Genomic DNA, 8,472 nt, shown 5'->3' on the forward strand with positions numbered 1-8,472 from the left:
AAAATTCACCTGTTACGTGATAGGGATGCCGTCAGGCCGCGGTGAACCGGGCTTTGTTGCCCGAAAGGTGTTTGAGCACCTTCTGTTCGGCCGCAACGAATGTCTTGGTGTACAATTTGTTCTCGATGCAGCACGCGGAATCCGTGCCGAACCTGCCGCGCTGTTCATCGAACGATGCGGCATCGCGATAGAAGCGGATGGCGCCGGCATCCCCCATCGAGACCGTGATAATCCCGGCATCGTCGTCGGAGACGATGTCGGCGCTTGCCGCGAACGGTGCCTCGAGCAGCCAGCCCTTCAGCATTTCGAACTTTTGCATCAGGGAAATGTCGCGATAGAAGTTGATGCCTTCCTTGATCTTCGCCGGCGCGCCGGCAAGAACCGAATTGGGCGGACAATTCTTGACCACATTGGAGCCGGCGAGCGCGACGGAGCGGCTGCCGATGCGGACGCCAGAACCAACGGTGCAGGTGCCGACGAGCCAGACATCGGCTTCGATATGGGTCGGCGTTTCGGCATAGAGCGTGCAGCCCTCGATCTGCTCGCCGGCCGCGACATGCGTCCAGAGCTGGGAGAACATCCCCACCCGGACGCCTTTTTCCAGGGTAAGGCCGCCGGTGCCGTCGATCACGACATTCTGGCCGAACCAGCAATGCGCGCCGATCGTCACGCCGGCCTTGCAGAAGACGGTCGTGTCGTTGTGCAGCGTCGACCAGTCCCCGATCGACACCTCGCCGCCCTCGATGACCATCTTCACATTGTCGCCGATCGTCACATAGTCGGCGATCCGAACGATGCCCTGTCCGACGAAAATGATCTTCACGCCGTCGCCGATCGAACAGTTCCTGCCGATTTCAACCTGCCCGCGATCGGAACCGATGATGTTGATCTGGTTCATATCTTTCCTCGTGATGTCGTCAATTCGCCTGCATCAAACTGTCTGGCGCTAAAATCACTTGGCGCCGAACCCGGTCAGCATTGTGCGGATCGTGCGGGCGACGATCAACAGGTCGATCCAGGGGGAGAAATGCTTGATATAGTAGAAGTCGTAGTGAAGCTTGCTCTTCACCTCTTCCACCTCGGCGACATGGCCTTGGTTGACCTGCGCCCAGCCGGTGATGCCCGGGCGGACGATGTGGCGGTACGGATAGAAGGGGATTTCCTCCGCATACCAGCGCGACAGCACTTCCGCCTCGGGCCGGGGGCCGATCCAGCTCATCTCGCCTTTGATGACGTTGAGAAGCTGCGGCAGCTCGTCCAGCCGGCTCTGGCGCAGGAACCCGCCGGGCCGCGTCACGCGCTTGTCGCCGTCCTTGGTCTTGGCCGCGTCTAGCGCGTTGGGGGCGGTGACCGGCGCGGCGGTCATCGTGCGGAACTTGAACACCCGGAACGGCCGCCCCTGATAGCCGATCCGCACCTGACGGAACAGCACCGGGCCAGGCGAATCCAGCCGGATGATGAGCGCGATCGCGGCGAGCAGCGGCAGCAGCACGATCAGCGCGACCAGCGCGGCGAGCACGTCCACGACATGCTTGACGCTCATGTACGAACGCAGCGGCGACAGCGTGCCGAAGTTGTTCTCTGAAAGATGTTCCAGCTCAACCTTGCCTGTTAGTGATTCAAGTAAGTGCTTGGAATGATAAACCGGAACGTTGCTGAGTGCGAAATCGGCGAGCCGGCGATCCCAGTCGTCGGATATGTCTGCTCGAAGATCGACCGCTATGGCATCAAGATGTGAGACATCTTCGGAAGAATCCCGCATCATAAACCACTCAATCCCATCGATCTGAAGCGACGGAATATAGCTTCCTTCGGGTACGATGCCGATCCTCAAACGCCTGCGGCGTCCAGCAATAGAAAAGATTGTAAAGAAAAGAACTATATTGCTTATGAAGCTAGTGGTAAGAAGTATGCGGCTGTATTCGAGTCGACCCAAGATAAAGGCTGCCAGGAGAGCTGCGTAGGCAACGATAAAGCTAGGTACGATGTAAGCGCTAGCTTCAACGCCGGGGTACTGGCTAATGCCACGAACGAAAAACACGCCAACAAGGGTCGCGATGATGCATCCCAAGAAGGTGTTAAAGATGAGTTGTATGCTGCGTGCCGCCTCCGAAGCAATAAGCAGAACAACGAAATATTGAATGATAAGGGCAAGAACCGCTACAGCGATCTGCATACTCTTCAAGTCGAGCCACGAGCGTTTGACGACGGTTTTTTCTTGCATGATAGAGAGCGTAAGATCCACAAAACCGCGTACTGAAAACTGAGCCGGAAGCAGGGCAAGCCGGCCAAATTCGTTGCGCGCTATACGGTCGAACCTCTTGGTCGTAAATAGTAGCGGGTCGCGTCAGGAGACCTATTGGTCGTTTCGCGAGCCGTATTGTACGCAACGAGCAGCGGTTCCGTTTCGCTCCCGATTGTCATAGATGACCCTGGATATGACCGTGCGCTCCCTACCGCTGCCAACATCGCGGCCATCCTTCTCGTTTCTGCTGCTGTTGACATTGCTCGCCGCGGTATGGATTGCAGGCGGCGCCTCCCGCGCGGACACTTATGGGCAGGTCGTGGTGCGCACTGTCGCCTGGGCGGTGCTAGCTGCAGGCGCGCTGTTTGCCGAACGGCCGATGCTACGCGACGCCAGACCAGTTGCCTGGTTGCTCGGTGTTGCAATTGCGCTGGTAGCGGTGCAGCTCGTGCCATTGCCCCCGGCCGCGTGGCAAGCGCTGCCCGGCCGTAGCGTCTTTGCCGATGCGGCAGCACTCAGCGGTCAGCCGCAGCCGTGGCGCCCCTGGGCGATTGTTCCCGGTGCTACGCGCAATGCGCTGTTCTCGTTGGTTGTGCCGCTGGCAGTTCTGCTGCTGGTGACTGGTAGCCGAGGAGGCGAAAGGGCGATGTTGCCTGGCATTTTGCTCGCGCTAATTGCTGCGTCCACCTTTTTGGGGCTACTGCAATTCTCTGGCGGAGGGTTCCCCAATCCGCTGGTCAACGACACCTTGGGTCAGGTCAGCGGGACGTTCGCTAATCGGAATCATTTCGCTTTGTTTGCGGCATTCGGGTGCGTGCTGGCGCCCGTGTGGGCCTTTCTCGGCGGTCGTCGGCCGCATTGGCGTGGCCCGGTCGCGCTCGGGCTGCTACCGCTGTTCGCGTTGACCATCCTGGCAAGCGGATCGCGTGCCGGTATGATCGTCGGCGCACTGGGGTTGGGGGCTGGTGTGGCGATCACGTGGGGTCCGCTGCGCCGCGAACTCGGCCGCTATCCGCGTTGGATCTTGCCGACGGTGATCGGTGGATTTGTCGTATCGTTCGCCGTGCTGGTGGCTATCAGCGTTGCCGCCGATCGTGCCGTTTCGATCAGCCGCGCGTTGAGCCTCGACTCGGGGCAGGACATGCGTCAGCGAGGCCTGCCTACCGTGCTCGACATGGTGCAGACTTATTTTCCCTTTGGCACTGGCCTTGGCAGTTTCGATCCGATTTTTCGGATGCACGAACCGTTTGGATTGCTGAAGCTTACCTATTTCAACCACGCCCATAACGATTTCTTGGAGATCGTGCTGGACGCCGGCATTCCAGGGCTGTTGCTGATGATTGCCGCGATTGGATGGTGGCTGTGGGCCGGCGTCCGTGCGTGGCGCCATGCGCAGGCATTGGCGCAGTTGGGATCGGTGCTGCTGTTGCAGGTGCTGATCGCAAGTACGGTGGACTATCCCGCCCGGACCCCCCTTATTATGGCTTCGATCATTCTGGCGGCCCTGTGGCTTGGTGGGGTAACCCGCCCTTCTCCATCAGCTTTACCCGTGCGGAGGTAAGACCTATAGGCCATGCACAACCTTCCCCATAGACGTGGAAATTTCAGGTAGATGCGTTATCTTTGCGTTGCCTTGTTGATGGCAACTACCGCACTTGCGGGGTGTGCCGGCCGGCAAGCGCTGGAATCCACGGAACGCCTGACGGTCCTGAAGGACAGCGCGACGTTGCCAGCTCCCGGAAGGGGCGATCTTACTGCGGATGATCGGCCTTCACTGATTGGGCCGCTTGATACGGTTCAAGTCGATGTGTTCAACGTGCCCGATCTCAGCCGCGAAGTACAGGTGGATGCCAGCGGACGGATCTCCATGCCGCTTGTCGGCACGATCGATGCACGAGGCAAGACTTCCGCTGAGCTGGCCTCGGCGATTGAGGCTTCGCTGCGAGGGCGCTACGTGCGTAATCCCGAAGTGACGATCAACATCAAGAATTCGGTCAGCCAAGTGGTGACGATTGATGGACAGGTAGTCGAGCCAGGTCTCTACCCTGTCACCAATCAGATGACATTGATGCGTGCCATTGCCTCTGCAAAGGGGCTGGCGGAATTCGCCCGCGAGGACGACGTGGTCATCCTGCGCACGGTGAACGGACGAAAAATGGCGGGATTATACAACATGTCGGCAATCCGCCGCGGCGCGTATGACGATCCGCCCATCTATGCCAATGATGTGATCGTCGTGGGCAATTCGCCGCAGCGCCGTATGTTCCGCGATTTCGTTTCGCTGGCGCCGCTTCTGGCTGCACCGCTCGTTGCCATCCTGAACTAGAGTTCGATCTGTATGAACGAGATTGCGTCCACCCTGCACGATCGTGCGGCAGCACCCGTTCTTTCGGTGCCCGCCACCGAGCAGGGCCGGATGCCGGCGATCCGGCAATACATGCGGATTGCGGTCCGTTGGCGTTATGTCATCATTGGCGCAATTGTGGGATGCGTCCTGCTCGGGCTGGTCACGACGCTGCTGATGACGCCGAAATATACCGCGACCGCAACGATTGAGATCTCGCGAGAGTCGAGCAAGGTCACCGATTTTCAAGGCGTCGAGCGCGAGGCCAGCGTTGCTGACCAGGAATTCTACCAGACGCAATACGGCTTGCTGAAGTCCCGTTCGCTTGCCGAGCGCGTCGCCACCCGGCTGCGGCTGATCGATGATCCGAAGTTCTACGAGATGTTCGGCTATACTAGCGATCATCCCGGATTTCAGCTCGTCAACGGCCGCTACCCCGCTTCTGGCCGCAATGTGCGCCAGCGCGTGGCCGGGGAACTGCTGCTGAAGAATTTCTCTTTGACCCCGACCCGTCTGTCACGCCTAGTGGACATCTCGTTCACGAGCCCCGATCCGGCTTTGTCATCGCGCGTAGCGAATGTCTGGGCGGAAAGCTTCATCCAGACGAATCTGGAGCGCAAGATCCAGGCAACATCTTACGGGCGCAACCTGTTGCAGCAGCAGCTGGCGCAGCTGAAGGAGCGGCTAGATATGTCGCAGCGGCAGCTAGTTGCCTATGCATCAGCGCAGCAGATCATCAATCTACCCGCGCAAGGCGGTGATGGCCGCGGTGCGACCGAGCGTTCGATCGTCGCAGACGATCTGGCCGCGCTAAATGGTGCGCTCGGGCAGGCTACAGCTGATCGCATCCAGATGGAGGCTCGCTACAATCAGGCTGGTCGGGGTGGCGCTTCGACGGAGGCATTGCGCAATCAGGCAATCAATAGCTTGCGCCAGAAGCGCGCCGAGTTGGCCGCTGAATACCAGCGCATGATGGTGCAGTTCGAACCAGGCTATCCTGCCGCCAAGGCGATCCAGTCCCAGATTAACCAACTCGATCGTTCAATTGCTCGCGAGGAAGGACGTGTGTCAGGCTCGCTTGAGGCTGATTTCCGCGAGGCTCAGCAGCGCGAAAACGCCCTGCAGGCAAAGGTGGAGCAGCTCAAAGCCAATTACTTGGATCTTCGCCGCCGCAGTATTCAGTACAACATCTATCAGCAGGAGGTCGATACCAATAGATCCCTCTATGACGGCCTGTTGCAGCGCTTCAAGGAAATCGGTGTTGCGGGCGGTGTCGGGGTCAATAACATCTCCATTGTTGATCCAGCTGATATCCCGCAGGACCCGTCAAGTCCCCGTCTACTTCTAAACCTCGCTGTATCGCTGCTCGCCGGTGTATTACTGGGTGCTGTGCTAGCTTTTGGACTCGAACAGATCGATGAAGCCATTGCCGATCCGACAGAGGTTGAGCGCCGCCTAGGGTTGCCGCTGCTCGGTCCAGTTCCTAAAGTTGACGATGTTACGCCAAAGGAGGCGCTGCTCGATCGAAAATCCGCCCTTGTTGACGCTTATCTCGCTATACAGACGAACCTTGCTTTCACTACGTCGCACGGTGTTCCGCGGTCATTTGCAGTTACTTCGACGCGGCCAGCTGAAGGTAAATCAACCACCGCGCTTGCGCTTGCGGCAACCCTCGCTCGTGGAAATCGCAAGGTGATCTTGGTCGATGGCGACATGCGTTCGCCGTCTGTGCATCACTTGGGCGGGGTTGATCATGATCGCGGGTTAAGTAACTTTTTGACGGGCGATGACGACATTGGCTCTCTGATCTTCAAGATGGATGACTTGGGCTTTACTGCAATGTCGGCTGGGCCAATACCGCCCAATGCTGCCGAATTGCTGACTGGCGATCGGCTATCGGTACTGATCGATCGTCTACTTGAGGATTACGACCACATCGTAATCGATTCTCCACCGGTTATGGGTCTGGCGGATGCACCGTTAATTGCCAGCAAGGTCGAGGGCGTGATCTATGCTGTTGAATCGCACGGGATCCGTTCCAGCATGGTTAAGACCGCGCTGGGTCGTCTCATCAGCGCTAATGCGCGCGTGCTCGGCGCGGTCCTCACGAAGTTTGAGACGAAGCGGGCACATTATGGCTACGGCTATGAATATGGCTATGGCTATGGCCGGGATAGCGAGAAGGCAGCACGCGGCTGATGGCGGGGCGGGCGATGTGGTCTCATCGCTCCCGGTTGGAGTGGAGCTTGCGCGTCGCTCTTGCCGGGGCAGCGCTGATTGGCGGCTACGTTAGTGTGACGCAGTCGCTAGGTTATGTCCTGCGTAACCAGGATCCAGTGCGTGCGCATGCGCTTTCCCCAAGGGACGGCAGGATCACGGCCCAATATGGTAACGAGATTATCAGTGATCCCGAGCTCACGCCGGCTGATCGTCAGCGCGCTAAGGCTTTAGCGCTGCGTGCGTTGCGGCAGGATCCAACGTCTGTCACCGCCGCCAGCGTATTGGGGCTGAGCCACCAGATCGACGGGAAGGTCGAGAGTGCGCGTCGTCTGTTCGGCTATGCGCAGCGACTATCAAGGCGCGAACTGCAGGTGCAGATCTGGGCGATTGAGGATGCGGTCGCCCGCGGCGACATTCCAGGGATCCTGAAGCACTACGACATTGCGCTTAGAACCTCGCGTAACGCACCGGATCTGTTGTTCCCGATCTTGGCCGCGGCAATAGCGGACCCAGATGTTCGGGGGGAAGTGGTGAAGACACTCTCCAATGCGCCAGCTTGGGGCGGTGCGTTCATGAGTTATGTGGCGGTGAATGGCGCCGATCCCCGTTCAGCCGCCGCATTGCTGACCGGGCTCCGTCGGCGCTCAATTACCTTGCCTGTCGATGCGAGTGCCAGCGTGATCAACGGTCTGATTGCGGCCGGTTTCGCTGACGAGGCTTGGCGGTATTATGCGATGGTTCGGCCCGGGAGCGTCCGCCGCCAATCGCGAGATCCCCGCTTTTCCACCATGTTGGAAACGCCGACTTTGCTCGACTGGACCTTGTTCAATGACGGCAACGTAACCAGCTCAATCCAACGCGGAGATAACGGCGGTTTTCTCGAATTCGCCGCTCCGCCTAGCGTCGGAGGCCCCATTTTGCGGCAGATGCAGCTTCTGCCGCCAGGGGACTACAGGCTGTCAGGCTACAGTCGCGGGATCGAGCAAACAGCCTCCTCAGTGCCTTACTGGACACTCACTTGCCAAGCGGACGGACGTGAATTTGGTCGAGTGGACGTGCCGAATTCAAGTCAGGGCGCCGGTGCGTTCGGCGGCACCTTCCGCATTCCACCCGACTGTCCAGTACAAGCGCTGACACTGATTGCGCGGCCGTCTGGAACGATGCTTGGCCTGGCCGGAGAGCTTCGCCATGTTCAGCTGGTTCCAGCACGATGAGCGAGCCTTAGCCTGCGACCAGTCGTGCGCGTTTGCGCCGTGTTGCGCTTGTACTTGCCCTGAGGTGACCCCCGGTTTTCATGCAGCCGGGACCAGAGACCAGGGGTTGTTTTGACGGTCCCCCGATTTCTCATCCGGGCTGAAGGTGAGTTTCCGGCGTTCATTCGGCCGCGATCTTGGCCGCGGCAGCAGCATATTCGACCGGCGTCATCCAGCCAAGCGATGTGTGAGGACGGCTCTCGTTATAGTCCCGTCGCCAGGCCTCGATCTTGGTCCGGGCATCCGCCAGCGACAGGAACCAGTGTGCATTCAGGCACTCGTCGCGAAGGCGGCCGTTGAACGATTCGACGAACGCATTGTCGGTCGGCTTGCCCGGTCGACTGAAGTCCAGCGTCACGCCGTTCTCGTACGCCCAACGGTCGAGCGCCTTCGAAATAAACTCCGGCCCA

At 59.3% G+C, this 8,472-nt stretch carries 7 protein-coding genes; 4 read left to right on the plus strand and 3 right to left on the minus strand.

Features of this window, described 5'->3' with window-relative positions; all coding sequences use genetic code 11:
* Nucleotides 1–31: 31 nt before the first annotated feature.
* Entirely contained in the window at nt 32–898 is an 867-nt protein-coding gene (locus K0S66_RS15740; RefSeq protein ID WP_301076425.1) for a hypothetical protein, read from the minus strand.
* Nucleotides 899–952: 54 nt separating this feature from the next.
* Nucleotides 953–2,224, minus strand: coding sequence for a sugar transferase (locus K0S66_RS15745; RefSeq protein WP_301076426.1), 1,272 nt, complete (start codon nt 2,222–2,224; stop codon nt 953–955).
* A 202-nt stretch (nt 2,225–2,426) separates the two neighbouring features.
* Between K0S66_RS15745 and K0S66_RS15750 the strand changes: the two genes are divergently transcribed.
* Genes K0S66_RS15750 through K0S66_RS15765 form a run of 4 tightly spaced genes read left to right on the plus strand, consistent with a single transcriptional unit; the run spans nt 2,427 to nt 8,023 of the window.
* Nucleotides 2,427–3,806 carry an O-antigen ligase family protein gene (locus K0S66_RS15750; protein ID WP_301076427.1) on the plus strand — a complete coding sequence of 460 codons (1,380 nt, stop codon included), beginning with the start codon at nt 2,427–2,429 and terminating at the stop codon, nt 3,804–3,806.
* A 51-nt stretch (nt 3,807–3,857) separates the two neighbouring features.
* On the plus strand, nt 3,858–4,571 hold the full coding sequence (locus K0S66_RS15755; protein WP_301076428.1) for a polysaccharide biosynthesis/export family protein: 714 nt from the start codon (nt 3,858–3,860) through the stop codon (nt 4,569–4,571).
* 12 nt (nt 4,572–4,583) lie between these two features.
* Entirely contained in the window at nt 4,584–6,788 is a 2,205-nt protein-coding gene (locus K0S66_RS15760) for a polysaccharide biosynthesis tyrosine autokinase (RefSeq protein ID WP_301076429.1), read from the plus strand.
* 47 nt (nt 6,789–6,835) lie between these two features.
* Nucleotides 6,836–8,023: a hypothetical protein gene (locus tag K0S66_RS15765; RefSeq protein WP_301076430.1), complete on the plus strand. Its 1,188-nt coding sequence runs from the start codon at nt 6,836–6,838 to the stop codon at nt 8,021–8,023.
* Between the two features lie 160 nt (nt 8,024–8,183).
* Here the strand turns inward: K0S66_RS15765 and K0S66_RS15770 are convergent.
* A partial coding sequence (locus K0S66_RS15770) for an integrase core domain-containing protein (RefSeq protein WP_301076431.1) occupies nt 8,184–8,472 on the minus strand: 289 nt, incomplete at its 5' end.

Source organism: Sphingomonas sp., from assembly GCF_029239295.1.
GTDB lineage: Bacteria > Pseudomonadota > Alphaproteobacteria > Sphingomonadales > Sphingomonadaceae > Sphingomonas.

What these genes read in the sequence shown, in the direction of transcription:
- K0S66_RS15755 (WP_301076428.1), top strand. Translation starts at nt 3,858, where the DNA reads ATGCGTTATCTTTGCGTTGCCTTGTTGATGGCAACTACCGCACTTGCG.
- K0S66_RS15745 (WP_301076426.1), bottom strand. Translation starts at nt 2,224, where the DNA reads ATGCAAGAAAAAACCGTCGTCAAACGCTCGTGGCTCGACTTGAAGAGT.
- K0S66_RS15740 (WP_301076425.1), bottom strand. Translation starts at nt 898, where the DNA reads ATGAACCAGATCAACATCATCGGTTCCGATCGCGGGCAGGTTGAAATC.
- K0S66_RS15760 (WP_301076429.1), top strand. Translation starts at nt 4,584, where the DNA reads ATGAACGAGATTGCGTCCACCCTGCACGATCGTGCGGCAGCACCCGTT.
- K0S66_RS15750 (WP_301076427.1), top strand. Translation starts at nt 2,427, where the DNA reads ATGACCCTGGATATGACCGTGCGCTCCCTACCGCTGCCAACATCGCGG.